Here is a 17,573-nt window from a genome sequence, read left to right as displayed (position 1 = left end):
GGGAGGAGTGCCGCCGCATACGATCGGCTCCCGCCCGCAAGGAGCCCCGCATGCCCCGCCCCACCCTCCTGTACGTCACCGATCTGGCCTACCAGGCCCGCGGGCGCCGCTACTGCGACGAGGACATCTTTCTCACCTCCCGTCTCAGGGAGGACTTCGACCTCGCCCTGTGCCATCCGCGGGACGCCGCCGCGCTGGCGGACGGCTTCGACGCCGTCGTCGTCCGCAACAGCGGGCCGGTCCTGGCCTACCAGGACGCGTACGACGCCTTCCGCGAGCGGGCGCTGCGAGACGGCACGCGCGTGTACAACGCCCTGACCGGCAAGGCCGACATGGCAGGCAAGCAGTACCTGCTCGACCTCACGGCCGCTGGATACCCCGTCATCCCCACCGTCGACCGCGCCGAGGACCTGGACCGGCTGCCCGGGACGGACCGGTACGTCGTCAAACCCAGGCTCGGCGCCGACTCCATAGGCTTGCGGATCGTGCCCGCCGACGAGGTGCGCGACCACATCGACGGGCACGTCCTCGTCCAGCCCTGCGTCGACTTCGCCTACGAGGTGTCCTTCTACTTCGTCGACCACGACTTCCAGTACGCCCTCTACGCCCCGCACGCCGACCGGCGCTGGGCGCTGGAGCCGTACCGGCCCACCTCCGAGGACCTGGAGTTCGCCCGGCGCTTCATCCACTGGAACGCCCTCGGCCACGGCATCCAGCGCGTGGACGCCTGCCGGGCCCCGGACGGCGCACTTCTGCTGGTCGAGCTGGAGGACCTCAATCCGTACTTGTCCCTGGACGCCCTCGACGACGAGGGCAGGGATGCCTTCGTCGCGGCGATGAAGGCATCCCTGCACGGCTTCCTCGGCTCCGCTTCCGGGTGAGCGGACGCCCGGGCGAACAGTGCGCAAGCGCTGAACTCCCGGCCCCGTGGCGCCGTATCACTCTCTGGGGGACGGCCCAGACCCGTGTGCACGGGACGGAAGGAGACCAGGATGCCGACACCGTCCGACCGAGGGGCGCCGCCGGACGGGCAGCCCATCGAACCCATCCGGGTGCTGCGCCCGCGCCGCACCGACGCGCTTGCGGAGCTGCTCAAGGACCTGCCGCCCAGAGGGGCTGTCGGATACGAGTCCATCGTGCTGCCCGGTCCGCCGTCGGGCGCCGAGGACGCGACCCAGGAACTACCGCCCGTCAGGGACCACGACCGCACCCGCCGCTCCCGTGACATCCCCCGCGGGCGGGTGCCCGGACTGCGCCGCACGGCGATCGTGGCGGCCGTGATCGCCGCCGCGGTGATCGGCTTCGGCGGTGCCCTCCTGCTGGCCGACCGCGGAGAGAGCACCGCGGCGGCGGCCCCGCGGCCCACCGCGACCGCCTCCGCGACCCCCACACCCACCCCGACGGCCTCCGGCGCCACCGACCCCGACGGGCCCGGCACCCTCCGCGAGGGAGACAACGGCCCCGAAGTCACCGACCTGCAGGAACGCCTGCTGCGTATCCCGAACGTCTACGACAACGGCTCCACCGACGGCAGCTACGACACGACCCTGACCGCCGCCGTGGCCCGCTTCCAGCTCTGGTACGGCATCCGCGGCGACGAGGACGGGGTGTACGGCGACGACACCCGACGTGACCTCGAGTCGCGTACGGGCGGCGGCTGATCGAAGAGGATGGCGGGCATGGACGCTTTCATCGACCGGCTCGACCCCGACATGTGCGTCGTGACCGCCGCCGCGGACGGTGACCGTGCGGGCTGTCTGGTCGGATTCGCCTGCCAGTGCTCGATTGAGCCCGTGCGGTATGCCGTGTGGCTGTCGAAGGCCAACCGCACCTACCGGGTGGCCCGCGCCGCGAGCCGCCTCGCCGTCCATCTCCTCACCCGCGAACAGCGTGGCCTCGCCGAGCTGTTCGGCGGGGAGACCGGGGACCGGACGGACAAGTTCGCCCGGGTCCGCTGGCGGGAGGAGGCCGGCGGGGCCGTCGTACTGGAGGACGCGGCGGCCTGGTTCGTCGGCACGGTCGTCTCGTGCACCGACGGCGGCGACCATGTCGGGTTCGTGCTGGAGCCACAGGAGTGGGGTGCGCGCGAGGACACCGACGGGGCACCGCTGCTGCGGCTCTCCGACGCGGCCTCGATCTCGCCCGGCCACCCGGCGGACTGAGCCGGGGCCGACGCACCGCGTGCGTCCCGGGTGGTCAATCCGTCCCGGACGGCACCCGGATGTCCACGACGCAGACGTCGTCGCGCCGCTCGCCCTCCAGCACCGAGGTCAGCAGCGGGACCAGGGAGCCGGGCTCGTCCGCGTGGTGTGCCGCGACCGCCGCGGCGAGCCGGTCCAGACCGCGGTCGATGCCCTCCGACGGGCGCTCGACCACGCCGTCCGTGTAAAGGAGGACGCGGTCGCCCGGCTCCAGGACGCAGCGCGCCTCCTCGAAGTTCGGATCGGAGCACGCACCCAGCAGCATGCCGGGCGGGCGCTGGAGATAGCGCACCTCTCCGTCGCGCACCAGCAGCGGTGGCGGATGGCCGGCCTGGGCCCACACCAGGCAGTGCTCGGCGGGGTCGTAGCGGGCGAGGACCATGGTCGCGGTGCCGTGGGAGTCGCGCGAGTGCAGCAGCAGGGTGTTGAGACGGGCGAGCGCTCCGGTCAGCGACGAGCCCGTGATGACCATGCCCTTGGCGGTGAAGCGCAGTTGGGCCATCGTGGCCACGGCGTCGATGCCGTGCCCGGCGACGTCACCGACGACGAACAGGGCGTCGCCGTCGGGCAGTTCGATGGCGCTGAACCAGTCACCGCCGACGTGGATCCCCGACTGGGCGGGCAGATAGGCCACTTCGACCCGCAGCCCGGCGAGGCGGACCGGCCGGGTCGGCAGCGGCAGCAGCGCGTGCTGGAGGCGGGCGGCCAGGGACCGCTCGGCGCGCAGCACGCCGTCCTGCATCACGATGGCCTGCTCACTCTCGACCAGGGCCAGCTCCGCGCAGCGCTGCGCGGTGAGGTCCTGGACGAAGCCGTGCACCTCGGCGGGCCTGTTGTCGGTGTCCGCCACCACCTCGGCGACCATCCGCAGATGGCGGACCTCGTCCCCGGTCCGGACCCGGAACGGGATGTCGAACTGCCGCCCCGTGCGCACGAGGTCGCGCACGGCCCGGGCCAGTACGGGGGCGTCCTCGGGCAGCGCGAGCTGCGGCAGGTCGGCGAGCTGGACCGGTCCGAGCGCCGGATCCCGGTTCAGGACCAGGAAGGCCTGGGAGGACCAGCTGCCCTCGTCGGTGACCAGGTTCCAGTTGGCCCAGCCCAGGTTCCCCAGCCGCTGCACGTCCGCCAGCCGCTGTTCCTGCCGGTCGGAGGAGTCGTGCCGGATCCAGGTGACGACCAGGGCGCCGCCGAGGCGGGCCGAGTGCACCGCGTACGTGGACAGTGCGGCGGCGCCGTCCACCACCTCCTGGTAGGCGAACGGCTCGCCCTCGAACGGCTCGCCCGTGGTCAGCGTGCGCAGGCAGCCGTGCCACACCGCCTCCTCCGCCATGCTCGGGAAGCACTCCAGGATCCGTCGGCCGAGCAGTTGCCTGCCGGTGCGGCCCACGACGTCGACCGCCTCCGCCGTGGCGGCGTCGATGCGGTAGTCCTCGACCTCTCCGGAGGGGCCGCGCAGCGGCGTGAGCAGCATCGCCGAGCCCGGCAGTGAGTCGAACACCGGCTGGGCGGCGGCGGCCGCAGCGGCGGCACTGGGCGCCGACCGGGAGCCGAAGGATCGCAGCCATCCGGCACACAGCCGGGCGACCGCCCGTAGCAGCTGGCGGTCCTGCGGTGAGAACGGCCCGCTGCGCGCGCGCAGGATCCCGATGCAGACCTCGGCCCGGTCGCTTGTGGGCACCGGCAGCCAGGCCCGGGACAGCCAGCGCTCGGGCGGGTCCCCTATGAGCAGGTGCCGCTCCCGGTCACTCGCGAAGTCCTCCAGCCAGCGGGGCTCCCGCGCCTGCAGCGCCTCGAGCGCGGGGATGCCGCTCAGCGGGGGAACCTGGGCCCACTGGTTGGCCAGGGTGGCTTCGATGCCGGCATGGCCGATCATTTCCAGCCCCCCGGCCGGCAGCGACCGGAAGATCAGGAGAGCGTCGGCGCCGACGTCCCCCGCGAGTTCCTCCAGGAGACAGCCGGCCAGGTCCTGGGGGGTGGCGACATGGACGAGGGCCTTGCCGAGGCGGCCGAGCGCGGTGAAGCCGTCGTCCAGGTCGCAGGTGTCCCGCCCGGTGGGGTCGGTGGTGTCCGGCCCAACGGCCCGCGGACCGGCCGGCGCGGGAATCGCGGCCAGAGGTGTGCGGGAAAAGCCGTGGCCGGGGCGGGGTTCCTGAGCGGCGCCGGGCAGCGTCGGCATGAGTGCGCCGAGGGTGATCCAGCACTCCTCCAGCAGGGTGCGGTCGCCGGCCTTGGCGCGCTGGAGCAGTTCCTCGCCGGCGGCGTCCGGAGTGCACCCGGTCAGCGCCATGAGAGCGCCCTTGGTCCGCTCCAGCACCGCCGAGGTGGCGACCTGGTCCCGCAACCGGTCCATTTCCGCGCGCTGTCTGGCCACGACCTTGGCCAGCGCGGCAATGTCGGGCGCGGTACCGGCGTGTGAAGGGTCGGTGGACTCGCTCGTCACGTGTTGAGCATCGCACATGCGCCACCTGCCGATCGCGGTCTTGAACAGACATCCCACACACCGGTGAGCCCGCCGGTTGACGGAACCGGCCGCGCGCCCCGGTTCGCGCTGGGTCAGTGGCCGGGCGGCGGGTACAGCCACCTTCGCAGCAGCCGGCTCAGCAGTGGCATCACCAGGTACGTGAGTACCGGGAGCAGCACCACCGGGAACACCGCGGCCCGCAGCGGCAGGGGCCAGGCGGCCGTGCGGGGCGTCACCAGCCACTGGATCAGCAGCGTGCACGGGAAGGCGCCGAGGAACGTGGTCAGCACCATCTTCCAGCGGACCGGGGGCCGCACCGTGGTGCCTGGCAGGCTGAACCAGGTCTCGAGCCCGGTGGTCGACTGCCGTTCGCTGCCGAGTTCGATGGCGATGTCGTCGATCCGCGCGTGCCAGCTCGCCCGCTCGTCCGACTCCAGCCAGGCGGTGAGCCGGTGCGCGTCGGACCAGCGCAGCACCGCGTGGAAGCGGTGACCGTCCTCGGGACGCAGCCAGGAGACGCCCTCATTGCCCGGGAACCGTCTGGCGCAGCGGGTGATCCCGCGCGTCCAGCGCTCGAACTCCTGCTCCCGGCCGGGACGCACCTCCCAGGTGAGGACCGTGGTGACCGGATCCCCGCGCCGTACTTCGGTGGTGCTCATGGGTACCACGGGTCCCACGTACGGCGTGGGTCATGCCCTCGGGGCGGGTCAGCGCCCGTGGTGGTGGTCGACCAGGGCCTGGGTGACCGCGCGGATGCTGCGGGCGATGTGCTGGAGCTGCAGGACCTCGGCGGCGTACAGCTTGATCGTGTGCTCGATGACCGACTCCGGCAGCCCGAGTGACGGCAGGTCCGCCCGGGCGGTCTGCAGCGCGGTGCGGGCGACCCGGATCTCGTGCTGGACCTGGATCTGCGCGTGCCGGGCGAGGAGCACGGTGTGCCGCATCAGGGCCGGATAGCTCGCGTACCGCGCCGGCACCAGTTCACGCAGCCACTTGGCCGCGGAACGCTCCCAGTCGTAGCTGCCGGGCGTCTTGACCTGGCACGGCCAGTCCGGGCCGAGACGGGTGGTGGTCCGCGTGGTCGTCAGGGGCATGGTGATCGCTTCCGGGTGTACGGCGTCGTGCGGGTGGTCCGAGGGGTTGCGCGGCCCCGGTCTAGGGGATGACCGGGGCCGCCAAGGGCCCGCGTGCAGGCGAGGCCCATCGAACATCCCGGGCGCCGACGCGGGTAGGTGACGACGGCTCGGGATGTCCGTACAGGAGCCCTCTCGGGCGGTGTGGGGGGTGGGGACGGGGACAGAGGTGCGGACGGGTCCCGGAGTGGTCCCGGGGGTGATCCGTGAGAAGTATTTATATATGCCGTCCGCTTGGCAAGGAGTATGAAAACATTCATGCTCGATTTATTACGGATGGTCCCCTTGTGAAGCCGTATGACCGGGGGAGGAGGGGTCAGTCCCTGAGGAAGAACTGGTGCTGGTCGGAGATCTGTTCGTACTCCTCGAGCCGTGCCTGGGTGCGCTCGGGGTCGGCGTCGGTCATGGCCTGGAGCAGGGCGGCGGCGATCACACCGGGTGCCGCGTAGGAGTCGAAGACCAGCCGGGAGCCCGTGCCGGTGCTGAAGACGACGTCCGCCTCGTCGGCCACGTGCCCGAGCGCCAGATCCGTGACGAGGGCGACCTTCAGGCCGGCGCTGCGGGCGACCCGCAGAGCGGTGAGGGTCTCCTGGGCGTGCCGTGGCATGGAGAACGCGAGTACCCAGGTGCCGCCCGCCTCGCGCGACTGCAGCAGGGCGTCGTAGGCGACGCTCCCGCCGCGTGTGACCAGCCGTACGTCGGGATGGATACGGCGTGCCGCATAGGCGAAGTACTCGGCCAGGGACGCCGAGATGCGCAGGCCCAGGAGGGTCAGCGGGGTCGACTCGGACAGCTTGCGGCCGAGCTCGATCATCTGGTCGGGGTCGGCGAAGTCGCGACGCAGGTTCTCCAGGTTCTCGATCTCCGCGTCGACCGCGGCCTGGAGTTCGTTGCCGCGCGACTCGTCGTCCGCGACCGGGCCGCCGGCGAGGGTGCTGAGCGCGATCGACTGGAGTTTCTCCCGCAGCGCGGGATAGCCGCTGAAGCCCACGGCCGCGGCGAACCGCGTCACCGAGGGCTGGCTCACGCCGACGCGCTCGGCGAGATCGGTGATGGAGAGGAACGCCGCTTCGGTGATGTGCTCGATCAGGTACTGCGCGATGCGCCGCTGGCCCGGGGAGAGCCGGGGCCTGTCGAAGAGGGTCCTGAGCTGGGAGGCCGGGGCGGCCTCCGTTTCCGGTGCGGTCCTGCCCGAGGTGATCGCGGATGCCTGTGCGCGTGCCTGCTGCGGCGATGACACCGAGGCGCCTCCTTTGTCTGCCACGGGGAGTCAAGATAGCTCACACCCCTCGGTGACCAGCGCTTGTACGAAAGCGTCCGGCTACCACCAGGAGGGACGGATACGTGGCCGCCGGACGGGAACCCGCCCTGCGCACACCCTTCCACGACATCCGAGGAGCACTTCCGTATGACCGTCCCCGAGAAGGACCGGCCCGAGCCGCGGACCGGCGACGAGGACACACCCCAGGCGCCCGGCGGCAGCGGCCGCACCCTGCGCGAGGCGTTCGAGGAGGCGCGGGTGGAGCCCGACGACTTCGCCCAGGAATGACGCCGCACGCGAAACCAGATCTTTCGGCAGGTGAGACGCAATGGGTGCGCTGAGCACGCTGGAACAGGCCATGGAGCACGGATGGGAGGCACTGTGGGCACGGGTCCTCGACCGGGAGCCCGTCGAACTCCTCGAGGCACTGCGGCGCGAGTGCGACAGCCACGTGGTCGTGTGCAGTGAGAGCCGGGTGGTGGTCCCGAACGCCTACGACGTGGAGCTCGCGGACTTCGCCTACGACGAACTGGTGCGCCGGGACAGCAGTGTGGGCCAGGCGCTCACGGACAGCCTGGCCCGGCACGGCGAGCGGCAGGGATACGAATGGGCGGGGCCGCTCACCGTGCACATCTCCAGGTCCGACCATGTGCCCAACGGCCGTTACCGCGTGACGAGCGGGGCGATGCCGCATGTGAGCGCCGAGGGATTCCAGCAGGCGATCCGCTGAGCGGACGGGTCTCACGCTCGGTGCGGTGATCATCGGCGATAGATCGTGATCGAGTGACCGACCTCGTCGACGGGACGGCTGCTGTCGATCAGCTCGGCCAGCCGGCCCTTCGCCTTGGCGACCGAGGAGTCCGACACGACCAGCAGTCCGCGCACGTCGTCCACCGGCACCTCGCGCGGATCGGACGCCTCGATGCCGTAGGCGGACGGCAGCCCGCTGCCCTTGTAGACGAGCCAGACCCGTTCGTCCGGATAGCGCTCGCGCAGCCGGTCGGCGAGCCGGCCGAGGTCCTGTCCCCAGTCGACGTTGGAGTCGTGCAGCCGCAGATGGGTGCGGTCCGGTCCGCCGAACGCCTCGTTGGAGTACGGCAGATAGAAGGGGAAGGTCAGCAGCGAGCTGACCGCGACGAACAGCACCAGCGCCCCGGTCACGACCGTCGTCAGGCGACGGCGCACCGCCACGACACATCCGGCGGCCACCGTCAGGAACATGGGCAGGAAGAGCGTGTACCGGGTGCCGAAGTCGCGTGAGCCCGTCATGGCCGAGGCGAGCAGCACTCCTGCGGGCACGAGCACATACGGCGCGGCGGGCCGCAGCCGCCGTACCGCGAGCAGCACCACGGCACCGGCGGCCCACAGCGCGAGCAGGCCCAGCGGGGTCTTCACCAGGAGCGCCGCCGGCAGGTAGTACCAGAGGTGCCCGGTGTACACCCGCCCGAACAGGAAGCCCTCCCACGGGTGGTTCTCGAAGCGGAACTGGACGCGCATCCCGTCCGCGTAGGCCTGGGGGAACGGCAGCAGATCGACGAGGGTCCCCCGCAGCCCGTGCACCACCGGCACCTGGTCCTGGGACGCCCCCCGAAGCCGCGGATCGACCACCAGATACGAGGCCCAGACGACGGCGACGGCGGCCAGAGCCACGACGGCGGCCCCTGCGAGGACGCGCAGCAGCCGGCGGCGGGTCTCGTCACCGCGACCCGCGCTCCACACCGAGAGGACGGCCAGTGCCAGCAGGACCGGCGCGGCCGGCAGCGCGCTCATCTTCGTCGCCAGGGCCGCGCCGAGCGCCAGACCGGCGAGCGGCACGTACAGCCGTGGCCGTAGGCGGGCCCGCCACAGCAGCCACACCGAGGTGAGCAGGAAGCCGGCCGTCGGCACGTCGAGTGTGGCCAGGGAACCGTGGGCGACGACGTCGGGGGAGAAGGCGTACAGGGCGAGCGCCGTGAGGCCCGCAGCCCTTCCGGCGAGTTCCCGGGCGAAGGCGAACACGACCAGCCCGAACAGCAGCGTCAGCACGATCACCGGGAGCCTGGCCCAGAACATCAGCCGCCAGGGGTCGTTGCCCGACTCGTACAGCAGGTGGGGGCCCAGGTCGATCTGGGGCCCGTCGAACGCCGTGTCCACGTGCGGGTCGGCGATCGCCACCCCGACGGCGACGACGAGCTTGCCGAGCGGCGGGTGCTCGGGGTTGTAGCGGATGCCCTGACCGTGGAGGTACTCGGCGGCCGTGGCCACGTAGACGGGTTCGTCGATCGTCGGGGTCTGCTGCACGGCGGTCGTCACCATGACGGCGGCCATCTGGGCGAGCAGCACGACGACGAGGAGCGGCACCAGCCACCGCCGGGCCGGTCGCGGCTGCCGCACCTCGTCGTCGCGGGGCCCGGACTCGGGGACCGGGTCCAGGACCGTCTGCTGCTCGCTCGCCATCATCCGCCCCGCGGTGGGACCGGCCGGGCGGTGGCGGGAGCGATGCGGGGGCACCTCATGAGGGCCACTCTCGCATCAGCTCCCGCCCCGCGCGGCGTCACCGCTTCAGGAGTCGTACCGACAGACCTTCCGTCGTGTAGACGGGTACGGCCCGCAGGGTGTCGGAGTTCAGTTCGACGCGGTCGAACTGGCCGCGCAGTCCCTGGCAGCCCAGGACACGGACGGTGCGCCCGGCCGTCGGCGGCTTGTCGGCGTCCAGCTCGAGCGAGAGGACGCTGCCCGCCCCGAGCACCGCGCGCCGCGTCACCTCCAGGACCGGCTCCTGACCCGACCGCAGGGTCAGCTCCAGCGCGCCGCCCTCCTGGCTGTACGTCCCGTGGACCTGCAGCGACTTGCCGCCCACCGTCAGCTTCCCGCCCTGCACCCGTACGTCGCCGTGGCCGAGCGCGTGCGCCGAACCGGCGACCAGCGCACCTTCCTTGAGCACGGTTCCGCCGGTGTACCGGTTGTGGCCCGTCAGCGTGAGCGTGCCGCTGCCCCGCTTGGTCAGACCGCCGCAGCCGTCGATGTCGTTGCGCCAGGCGTCCGCCGCGTGGAAGCCGCCCGAGGCCCCGTCCAGCGTGACGGTCACGTCGGATTCGAAGGACCTGTATCCGTCCGCCGCGGCGAACAGGTTGAGCCGGCCCCACTGCTCGAAGCCGTCCAGCAGGACATAGCCCGAGGGCAGCCCGGTGGTCCGCAGCACCTCACGCCGCTGCGCCGCGTCCAGGTAGGGCAGCCGCGTCTCCAGCAGCACCTCCGCGCCCTTGGGCACGGTGAACGGCTCGTTGCCGCCGTCCCGGTTCAGTACATAGGTCAGCCGCGGCCTGACGGAACGGGCGTTGGCGTCCCGGTCCGCGTACGCGTCGGCGGCGTCCGAGTGGGCGTAGGCGAAGAGCGTGTCGGCCGTGGTGCCGGTCTGCTCGGTGAAGTACTTCAGCGCCTGCGCCCGCGCCGCGGCCTTGAGGTCGGCGTTCGCGGCGTCGGCCAGGGTGGCGGCGGCCAGTGCGGTGGCCATGATGCGACCGCCCATGACGTCGACCGTCGAGTGCATGCCGGACATGATCCGGGTGTGGCTCAGCTCGAAGGCGCGGGTGACCAGTTCCTGGAAGCGCTCGGGTACGGCGTACGCGAAGGCCAGGCCCGCCAGGTGGAAGGCGTTGGTGTGGCCGCTGGGGAAGCCGCCGTCGTCCACCGGCGAGGTGCTGCGCTGGCGCAGCAGCTGGGTGGCGACGACCACCTCGGAATCGTAGACCGGGTAGCCGAGCGCGTCCTTGGCGCCCGTGTCGACGACCTCGCTGTCCTCGTTCATGCGCCACGGGCGCGGGTACTGGAAGGCGTACTTGCCGGGGTTGCCCGAGGCGTACGGGCCGCGCACGGTGTCGACCAGCTTGGCCACCTGGCCGAGCGAGGAGTCGTAGGAGCCCGCGCCGAGCGCCGAACCCGCGGGGGCGTCGGCCGGCACCGCGTCGCTGATTGTGGTCGCCGGGGTGGTGTCGGGCGCGCTGGTGATCGAGGTGACCGCCTTGGCGCCGGACCGGTAGAGGCCGGCGAGCGGGCCGAGGCCGCCGATCATGGCGTAGCTCTGGTGCTGACGGTCGTAGAGGAAGGCCTCCTTCGCCTGCGCCTCGGTGCGGGCCTGGGTGACGCGGGCGCAGTAGCGCATGTTGGCGCGCAGCACCTCGGGCCGCAGCGGAGTGCCGGTGTTCCAGGTGTCGCCGGTCTTCCATATGCGGGCGAACCCGCCGAGGACCCGCACCACCGCGTTGGTCTCGGGCGTCAGGTTCGCCATGACGTTGGACCTGTAGTCGTCCACGAACGCGGCGGGGGCGGTGGCGGCCTTGGCGTCCGCGGCGCCCAGCCAGGAGGCGAACGTGGGGGCGGCCAGGATGCCGGCCGAGGCGCCCAGGGACGTCTTGAGGAATCCCCTTCGCTTCACGGCGCGTTCGGTGAGCGACGCGGGGGAGTGCTGCCCGGCGGATGACGGCATGGATCTGCCTCTCTGGAGTTCTGCGGCCGTACGGCCGGGGGCGGTGGTGCGGATGCGACTCATGATGCGTCAGGCGACGTGTGCGACGAATGCGCTTTCTGAAGTCGTAGAAGCGAAGATCTACGGGCGAGTCATGTCGGACCGGCGGAGACTCGGCGTCCGGCGGATGTCACAGAAGTGAACGGGCCATCGCCACCGCGCCGTCCACCGGCGGCGCCCGCAGGGGACGCGGCCGTGCCGACGGCACGCCGTCGGCCAGCGCCGACGCGAAGGCGTCGTACAGCGAGGGCTGGGCGAGGACGGTACTGCCCGCGACCACGACGTCGTCGACCATCACTCCGCGGGCGGCGAGCCGTTCGACGAGCCCGGCCAGGGCGCGGCCCGCCTCGGCGATCACGGTGCGGGCGAGCGGGGATCCCGCCTCGGCGGCGGCGAACACGGCCGGGGCGTGCCGGCCCCACTCGGCGGAGGCGGCGGTGGCGTGCTCCAGCGCGGCGCCGAGCGCGGGTACTTCGGGGACGTCGAACCCGGACAGCAGGCCGAGCGTCAGAGGCTCGGGCTCTTCCCCGCGGTCGTGCGCCGCCCATACGGCTCGTACGGCCTCGCGGACGAGGCCGGCGGCTCCGCCCTCGTCGCCGAGGAGCGCGCCCCAGCCGCCGACCTGGACCGGTGTGCCGTCGGCGAACCGGCCCACGGCCACGGATCCGGTGCCGGCGACCAGGCCGATCCCCTTGTCCAGTCCCGCCGCGGGAACGAGCAGTTCGGCGTCGCCCACGACCAGCGCGGGCGCGTCGAAGTGCAGTTGCAGAGCGGTGCGGATCTGTGCGCACTGGCGCGGGGTCTCGCAGGCGTGCCCGCCGACGGCGAGGGCGGACGGGCGTGCGCCCGTGGGAAGCGCGGCCGCGGCCAGTGCGGCCAGCCACCCGGCGGCGGCCACCGGGTCGTGGGGCCGCCAGCCGCTGCTGGACCGGACGTGATCGGCGACGAGGGTGTCGCCCGCGAACGCGCGGAGCTGTGTCTTGGTGCCGCCCACGTCGATGCCGACAACCAGGGGTGCGGTGTCCTGCACGGAACCTCTTTCGTCGTTGCGCTGTGTGCTGCGACGGTGGGCGAACCGTGCCGGAGGGCAAGGAAGTTGGAGGGCTTTGGAGAGCTAGGGAAGCCCCGGGACGGGCCTCTGACGGACCACGGCAGGCGAGTACCGTGACGTTCGTTAGGAAGTTAACTAACGAAGTACAGTGCGTGTCAATAGGCGTCACGCACCCGTCTTCCCGGGCCCCCCGTCCCGGGCGGGAACGCAAGACGCCGGAGCAACCCATCGCCGCCTCCCGCCGAGCCGCCCGGCCCGGGGGAGTGGCCTGTGACCTGGGGGAAGTGTGGAACACGACGTGGCTAGAACCCCCCGTCTGACCGAAAGCGCCAACGCCGTATTCGCCGTGCTGGCCCAGGCCGGCACCGCGACCCGGCCGCAGTTGGCGAGCCTCGCGGGGCTGTCCAAGCCGACGGTCTCCTCCGCCGTCGCCGAACTGGAGGGCGTCCACCTCGCCGCCCACTCCGGCACCTCCTCCGGCGGTACGGGCCGCAGCGCCGCCGTGTACCGCCTCGGCCCGGCCGCGGGCGCTGTGCTCGCCGTCGACCTCGGCCCCGCCGTCACCCGGGTCCGCGCCTGCGCCCTGGACGGCACCCTCCTCGCCGAGGCCACCGGCCCCCGGGAGGAGGCCGCCGACGTGGTGCGCGACGCGCTGTCCGCGCTGCCAGCCGACGCTCCGCTGCGCGCCATCGTCGTGGCCGTCGGTGACGTCACCGCACGGGCCGAGGAGGGCACCGTGCGCCCGGCGACCGCCAAGGCCGGCCCCGTCTTCGACGCGGTGGCCGTCGCGCTGCCGCCAGGAGTGCCCGTCCACCTCGAGAACAACGTCAACTGCGCCGCGCTCGCGGAACTGCACGAGGGCGCGGCCCGTGGCCGTCACACCTTCGGCTACCTGCGGATCGGCGTCGGTATCGGTCTGGGCATCGTCGTGGGAGGGCACGTGCTGGCCGGGGCCAACGGCGCGGCCGGAGAGGTCGCCCGGCTGCCCTACCCCTGGGACGACGGCCTGGAGCCCCGTCACGAGGCCCTGGAGGAGTACATCGGGTCCCGGTCCCTGCTGCGCCGGGCCGCCGAGGCCTGGCCCGCATCCGACGGGGCGTGCCCCCGCACGGCCGAGCGGCTCTTCGCCCTCGCCGGACAAGGAAGTGCCACGGCCCGCGCGGTCGTCGACAGACACGCCGTGGACGTGGGCAGGCTGGCCGCCGCCGTGACCGCCGTACTGGACCCGGGGCTGCTCGTCCTGGGCGGCAGCACCGGAGCGTATCCGCAGCTCCTGCCCGGTGTGCGGGCCGAGCTGGCGCGGCTCAGCTGGCCCACCGAGGTGGTCAGCAGCCAGGTCGGTGATCTCGGCACCGTGGTGGGCGCAGCCCGGCTCGCGGTCGCCAGAGGAGTCCAAACCGTGACCCAGGCGGCGCGGACGAAGGATTGACGGTTTCGGACTCGGTCTGCCAATGTCCGGACAAGCGCTTTCTAAGTCGGCCGGGACGCCGGCTTGGAGCGAGCGTCCCGCCCGTACTCGACGTACGGCAACCGCACCAGGGCGTGCTTGTGCGGCAGCGGCCATGACGGCCGGGGACCCCCGCTCTTCAGGATGACGCGGCCGGGCGAGGCCGCGCCCTCGGAAAGCAGACCCTCCTGCACAATGCACCCGTGCCGCGTCCGTCGGCGCCGTGCTCCGTCCCCTACGACGAAAAAGGGATCGAAGATGACCACTGTAGGTGTGCGGCGCTCCCGCCGACTCGGCCGCGGCGGCATGCGCCGTCTGGCTCCTCTCGCTGCCGTAACCACGGCCGGTGTCATGCTGCTCTCCGCCTGCGGCGGGGGTTCCGACTCGGGCGGCACCTCCAAGTCCCTGACGTTCTGGATCTCCACGGTTCCGGGGCAGGACGCGGGCTGGAAGAAGATGGTGGCGCAGTACAAGAAGGAAACCGGCGTCAACGTCAAGCTCGTCAACATTCCCTACGACGGCTACACGACGAAGCTGCACAACGCCGCGCAGGCGAACTCCCTGCCCGACGTGGCGGCCGTGCCGGCGCTGGACCCGATCTGGTCGAGCAAGCTGGTCGACCTGAGCTCCATCGCCAACAAGAAGAGCAACAACATCAACCCCAACTTCCTCGCCAAGGACTCGTCCGGCAAGGTGCTGTCCATCCCCTCGGACGTCACCGCGTCCGGCCTGTTCATCAACAAGTCGCTGTTCGAGAAGGCGGGCGTCTCCTTCCCGGCCTCGCCGTCGAAGACCTGGACCTGGACCGACTTCATCGCCGCGGCGAACAAGGTCCGCGAGAAGACCGGCGCCAAGTACTCCCTGACCTTCGACCAGTCGCCGTCCCGGCTCCGCGCCATGGTGTACGAGATGGGCGGGCAGTACGTCCACGCGGACTCCTCCGGCAAGTTCTCGGTGGACGCGGCGACCAAGAAGGCCGTGAACACCTTCGTCGGATGGAACGACGACAAGACCATGCCGAAGTCGGTGTGGACGAGCGGCGCCGACCCGTCCGCCATGTTCCAGAGCGGTGACGTGGTCGCCTACTGGTCCGGCGTGTGGCAGGTGCCCGCCTTCGCGGACAGCATCAAGAAGTTCGAGTGGGCGAGCGTCCCGACTCCCGCCCAGCCGGTGCAGGCCAGCGACGTCAACAGCGGCGGCATGACGGTGGGCTTCAACAACAACGGCGACGCGGCCACCGCCGCGACGAAGTTCCTGTCCTGGCTGTACGAGCCGGCCCACTACCAGGCGCTGTGCGAGGCGTCCGGATTCCTGCCGGTCGAGAGCGGTCTGAGCCCGAAGTACCCCTTCAAGTCCGAGGCGGCGCAGGCGGCGTTCAAGCTCTACAACGAGTCGATCCCGCTCTACGCCCCGATCTCCGGCTACTTCAACAGCGCGCAGACGAACTGGGTGCTGAAGGGCAAGAGCCTCACCGAGGACCCGACCAAGACGGAGCTCGGCAAGGCGATCAACGGCCAGCAGTCGGCCGACAAGGCCCTGCAGAACATCGTGGACGGCTACAACCAGCAGGTCGGCGGCTGAGCGTAGGCCAGCAGGCCCGGGCGGCGGGACCAAGACACCGCCGCCCGGCCTCAGGCCCCGCGTGACGCCGGGCTCATGGCTGAGTCCACAGCAACCCATTCCACCAGCACGGAGTCAGGAAGATGACAAAACGCGCCTCGGACGTGTCCGTGAGCCCGCCCAGGAGACGCAACAGGTACACGCTTGCGCCGCTCGTCCTGATCGCGGCCAATGTCGTGCTCTTCTCGCTGTTCTTCGTCTGGCCGGCGGTGATCGGGCTCGTCTACTCCTTCACGAACTACACGGGCGTGGGGGTGTTCCAGTGGGTCGGGCTGGACAACTACCACAACCTGTTCGGGGACTCCACGTTCTACGACGCGCTGACCCGGACCCTGCTGTACACCGTCCTCTTCGTCCCGCTGAACTTCGTGGTCTCGCTGCTCGCCGCCAACCTGGTGGTGAGCAAGCACGCCAAGGGCGGGTCGGTCGCCCGCGTCCTCTTCTTCATCCCGTGGCTGCTGTCGCCCATTGTCGTGGGTGTCCTGTGGCGGTGGATGTTCGGCGAGAACTTCGGACTGGTCAACTACGTCATCGAGAAGTTCGGTGGAGACGCCGTTCCGTGGCAGTCGAACGCGGACCTCTCGTTGCTCGTGGTGGTGATGGCGGCGGCCTGGGCCTGGACGGGTTTCACGATGCTGCTGTTCATCGCGGCGATCAAGAACGTACCGGTGTCGTACTACGAGGCCGCCTCGCTCGACGGCGCCGGCCCCTGGCGCCAGTTCTTCAGCATCACCCTGCCGAGCATCGCGCCCACCTCGTTCATCGTCATCCTGCTCAACACGATCAACGCGATGAAGGAGTACCCGGTGTTCGTCGCCCTCAACAACGGCGGACCCGGCACGTCGAACAACCTGCTCGTCCAGTACATCTACGAGACCGGCTTCAAACGGGGCCAGATCGGCTACGCGAGCGCCGCGTCATTCGTGCTCATGCTCATCCTGATGGCCGTCGCGGTCGTCCAGCTGATGGTCAACCGGCGGGTGGAGAACCGATGACAACCACAGACATCCCGCGCTCGGCCGACGTCGACTCCGGACGGCGAGTCTCCAGGAAGCGGCCCCGCAAGACGGCCACCGGCGGGCTCCGGCAGGCGGTGTCCGCGACGACACTGCTGTGGATCATGGCGTGCCTGTACGGGTTTCCGGTGCTGTGGTTCGTCCTCAGCTCCCTCAAGCCGGCCAGCGACCTGTTCTCCTATCCGCTGACGCTGGTCCCGCACAACCCCACCCTGTCGGGATTCAAGGCAGCGTGGGACAGCGCCAACTTCTCCCAGTACTTCATCAACACGGCCATCGTGTGCGTGATCACGACGATCCTCACGGTGGGTGTCAGCTGCTGCACGGGGTACGCGCTGGCCAAGTACGACAACAGATGGCTCAAGGCGTTCTTCATCTGCATCCTGGCCACCACGATGCTGCCGTCCGAGGTCATGCTCGCCCCGGAGTTCCTGGTGGTCCGCAACCTCGGCCTCTACAACTCGTTCGCCGGCATCATCCTCCCGGCCGTGCTCACGGCGACCGGATGCTTCATGTTCCGCCAGTTCTTCCTGACGGTTCCGGACGAACTGGTCGAAGCCGCACGCATCGACGGCGCCCGCGAACTGTCGATCTTCCTGCGGATCATGGTGCCGCTCTCCCGGCCCATCATGCTGACCCTCGCCATCCTGTCCTTCCAGTGGCGCTGGAACGACTACATCTGGCCGCTCCTGATGCTCAACGACCCCAACAAGTTCACCGTGCAGATCGGCATCCAGAGCATCGTCGGCGCCCAGAACATCAACTGGTCGGTACTGCTCGGCGCGTCGGTCATCTCCATGATCCCGCTGATCGCCATCTTCCTGGTCTTCCAGCGCTACGTCATGAGCGCCGACATCAACGCCGGACTGAAGGACTGAC

Annotated in this window: 16 protein-coding genes; 9 read left to right on the top strand and 7 right to left on the bottom strand. The window is 71.0% G+C overall.

From position 1 onward, the window contains the following. Nucleotides 1-50: 50 nt before the first annotated feature. The 3 genes from M2157_RS06060 (at nucleotide 51) to M2157_RS06050 (ending at nucleotide 2,162) form a co-directional block, all read left to right on the top strand. On the top strand, nucleotides 51-881 hold the full coding sequence (locus tag M2157_RS06060; RefSeq protein ID WP_280860757.1) for a hypothetical protein: 831 nt from the start codon (nucleotides 51-53) through the stop codon (nucleotides 879-881). A 111-nt stretch (nucleotides 882-992) separates the two neighbouring features. Next, the gene (locus tag M2157_RS06055) at nucleotides 993-1,661 is read left to right on the top strand and encodes a peptidoglycan-binding domain-containing protein (RefSeq protein WP_280860756.1); all 669 of its coding nucleotides are present in this window, start codon (nucleotides 993-995) and stop codon (nucleotides 1,659-1,661) included. Nucleotides 1,662-1,670: 9 nt separating this feature from the next. Further along, nucleotides 1,671-2,162, top strand: a complete 492-nt coding sequence (locus M2157_RS06050; RefSeq protein WP_280860755.1) for a flavin reductase family protein — start codon at nucleotides 1,671-1,673, stop codon at nucleotides 2,160-2,162. A gap of 34 nt (nucleotides 2,163-2,196) precedes the next feature. Here the strand turns inward: M2157_RS06050 and M2157_RS06045 are convergent, their stop codons facing one another. The 4 genes from M2157_RS06045 to M2157_RS06030 all read right to left on the bottom strand — a co-directional run bounded on the left by M2157_RS06045 (nucleotide 2,197) and on the right by M2157_RS06030 (nucleotide 7,035). Continuing rightward, entirely contained in the window at nucleotides 2,197-4,551 is a 2,355-nt protein-coding gene (locus tag M2157_RS06045; RefSeq protein WP_280863709.1) for a SpoIIE family protein phosphatase, read from the bottom strand. Between the two features lie 203 nt (nucleotides 4,552-4,754). Beyond that, complete coding sequence (locus M2157_RS06040) at nucleotides 4,755-5,321, bottom strand: antibiotic biosynthesis monooxygenase (protein ID WP_280860754.1); 567 nt, start codon at nucleotides 5,319-5,321, stop codon at nucleotides 4,755-4,757. A 48-nt stretch (nucleotides 5,322-5,369) separates the two neighbouring features. After that, nucleotides 5,370-5,756, bottom strand: a complete 387-nt coding sequence (locus M2157_RS06035) for a hypothetical protein (RefSeq protein WP_069759758.1) — start codon at nucleotides 5,754-5,756, stop codon at nucleotides 5,370-5,372. Nucleotides 5,757-6,111: 355 nt separating this feature from the next. After that, nucleotides 6,112-7,035 carry a MurR/RpiR family transcriptional regulator gene (locus M2157_RS06030; protein ID WP_280860753.1) on the bottom strand — a complete coding sequence of 308 codons (924 nt, stop codon included), beginning with the start codon at nucleotides 7,033-7,035 and terminating at the stop codon, nucleotides 6,112-6,114. 168 nt (nucleotides 7,036-7,203) lie between these two features. Here M2157_RS06030 and M2157_RS06025 point away from each other — a divergent pair, with 168 nt between their 5' ends. Beyond that, nucleotides 7,204-7,344 (top strand): hypothetical protein, encoded by a 141-nt coding sequence (locus M2157_RS06025; protein WP_266512229.1) that lies wholly within the window; start codon nucleotides 7,204-7,206, stop codon nucleotides 7,342-7,344. Nucleotides 7,345-7,384: 40 nt separating this feature from the next. Further along, nucleotides 7,385-7,786, top strand: coding sequence for a DUF3662 domain-containing protein (locus M2157_RS06020; RefSeq protein ID WP_280864659.1), 402 nt, complete (start codon nucleotides 7,385-7,387; stop codon nucleotides 7,784-7,786). Nucleotides 7,787-7,815: 29 nt separating this feature from the next. On the opposite strand, the gene M2157_RS06015 is transcribed toward M2157_RS06020, so the two are convergent. From M2157_RS06015 to M2157_RS06005, 3 genes are all read right to left on the bottom strand, one after another. Next, a complete protein-coding gene (locus M2157_RS06015) occupies nucleotides 7,816-9,495 on the bottom strand; it encodes a phospholipid carrier-dependent glycosyltransferase (protein ID WP_280868171.1) in 1,680 nt (559 codons plus the stop codon). 94 nt (nucleotides 9,496-9,589) lie between these two features. Beyond that, nucleotides 9,590-11,521 carry a phosphatase PAP2 family protein gene (locus M2157_RS06010; protein WP_280863707.1) on the bottom strand — a complete coding sequence of 644 codons (1,932 nt, stop codon included), beginning with the start codon at nucleotides 11,519-11,521 and terminating at the stop codon, nucleotides 9,590-9,592. Between the two features lie 169 nt (nucleotides 11,522-11,690). Continuing rightward, nucleotides 11,691-12,590: a BadF/BadG/BcrA/BcrD ATPase family protein gene (locus M2157_RS06005; RefSeq protein WP_280860752.1), complete on the bottom strand. Its 900-nt coding sequence runs from the start codon at nucleotides 12,588-12,590 to the stop codon at nucleotides 11,691-11,693. Between the two features lie 319 nt (nucleotides 12,591-12,909). Here M2157_RS06005 and M2157_RS06000 point away from each other — a divergent pair, with 319 nt between their 5' ends. From M2157_RS06000 to M2157_RS05985, 4 genes are all read left to right on the top strand, one after another. Next, entirely contained in the window at nucleotides 12,910-14,040 is a 1,131-nt protein-coding gene (locus M2157_RS06000) for an ROK family protein (RefSeq protein WP_280860751.1), read from the top strand. 276 nt (nucleotides 14,041-14,316) lie between these two features. Beyond that, nucleotides 14,317-15,639, top strand: coding sequence for an extracellular solute-binding protein (locus M2157_RS05995; protein ID WP_280864658.1), 1,323 nt, complete (start codon nucleotides 14,317-14,319; stop codon nucleotides 15,637-15,639). Between the two features lie 122 nt (nucleotides 15,640-15,761). Further along, nucleotides 15,762-16,673: a sugar ABC transporter permease gene (locus tag M2157_RS05990; RefSeq protein WP_280860749.1), complete on the top strand. Its 912-nt coding sequence runs from the start codon at nucleotides 15,762-15,764 to the stop codon at nucleotides 16,671-16,673. Continuing rightward, entirely contained in the window at nucleotides 16,670-17,572 is a 903-nt protein-coding gene (locus M2157_RS05985; RefSeq protein ID WP_062039938.1) for a carbohydrate ABC transporter permease, read from the top strand. The genes M2157_RS05990 and M2157_RS05985 overlap by 4 nt, the downstream gene beginning before the upstream one ends. Nucleotide 17,573: the final 1 nt, after the last annotated feature.

This window comes from Streptomyces sp. SAI-127, from assembly GCF_029894425.1.
GTDB lineage: Bacteria > Actinomycetota > Actinomycetes > Streptomycetales > Streptomycetaceae > Streptomyces.
This window is presented reverse-complemented; position numbering and strand designations above follow the sequence as displayed.

Bases quoted from the DNA above. Each gene is read 5' to 3' on its own strand.
- M2157_RS06060 (WP_280860757.1), top strand. From the start codon at position 51: ATGCCCCGCCCCACCCTCCTGTACGTCACCGATCTGGCCTACCAGGCC.
- M2157_RS06055 (WP_280860756.1), top strand. From the start codon at position 993: ATGCCGACACCGTCCGACCGAGGGGCGCCGCCGGACGGGCAGCCCATC.
- M2157_RS06050 (WP_280860755.1), top strand. From the start codon at position 1,671: ATGGCGGGCATGGACGCTTTCATCGACCGGCTCGACCCCGACATGTGC.
- M2157_RS06045 (WP_280863709.1), bottom strand. From the start codon at position 4,551: ATGGACCGGTTGCGGGACCAGGTCGCCACCTCGGCGGTGCTGGAGCGG.
- M2157_RS06040 (WP_280860754.1), bottom strand. From the start codon at position 5,321: ATGAGCACCACCGAAGTACGGCGCGGGGATCCGGTCACCACGGTCCTC.
- M2157_RS06035 (WP_069759758.1), bottom strand. From the start codon at position 5,756: ATGCCCCTGACGACCACGCGGACCACCACCCGTCTCGGCCCGGACTGG.
- M2157_RS06025 (WP_266512229.1), top strand. From the start codon at position 7,204: ATGACCGTCCCCGAGAAGGACCGGCCCGAGCCGCGGACCGGCGACGAG.
- M2157_RS06020 (WP_280864659.1), top strand. From the start codon at position 7,385: ATGGGTGCGCTGAGCACGCTGGAACAGGCCATGGAGCACGGATGGGAG.
- M2157_RS06015 (WP_280868171.1), bottom strand. From the start codon at position 9,495: ATGATGGCGAGCGAGCAGCAGACGGTCCTGGACCCGGTCCCCGAGTCC.
- M2157_RS06010 (WP_280863707.1), bottom strand. From the start codon at position 11,521: ATGCCGTCATCCGCCGGGCAGCACTCCCCCGCGTCGCTCACCGAACGC.
- M2157_RS05995 (WP_280864658.1), top strand. From the start codon at position 14,317: ATGACCACTGTAGGTGTGCGGCGCTCCCGCCGACTCGGCCGCGGCGGC.
- M2157_RS05990 (WP_280860749.1), top strand. From the start codon at position 15,762: ATGACAAAACGCGCCTCGGACGTGTCCGTGAGCCCGCCCAGGAGACGC.
- M2157_RS05985 (WP_062039938.1), top strand. From the start codon at position 16,670: ATGACAACCACAGACATCCCGCGCTCGGCCGACGTCGACTCCGGACGG.